This window comes from Achromobacter sp. GbtcB20, from assembly GCF_019091095.1.
Taxonomy (GTDB): domain Bacteria; phylum Pseudomonadota; class Gammaproteobacteria; order Burkholderiales; family Burkholderiaceae_B; genus Achromobacter; species Achromobacter mucicolens.
On the sequence record NZ_JAGXJZ010000573.1, the window covers coordinates 1 to 267 of the forward strand.

The 267-nt window shown below is 69.7% G+C and carries 1 protein-coding gene; it reads left to right on the forward strand.

The genetic code is table 11. From position 1 onward, the window contains the following. Positions 1-267: TonB-dependent receptor (locus KVT32_RS30270; protein WP_217619449.1), on the forward strand; the 267-nt coding region annotated here is incomplete at both ends.

Consider the following 267-nt stretch of genomic DNA (forward strand, 5'->3'; position numbering starts at 1 on the left):
CCCGAGTTTCGTGCCGACCTGGGTGCGCGGTGCGCCGGTGCCGGTCCAGATCGCGACCGGCAATGGGGAGGAACCCGTGCTGGGCGTGCCGCCGGTCGGTCCGATCCTGTACGCGGAGTCGCCCTACATCAACGCGGGCAGCACCAAGACCCACGGCATCGAGGCGGACGTGCGGTACCGCTGGCGCCTGCCGAGCGACATGGGCTCGTTGTCGGCCAACCTGAGCGCGGCGCATACCTTCCGCTATGAAACCGAGGTGGCGACCGT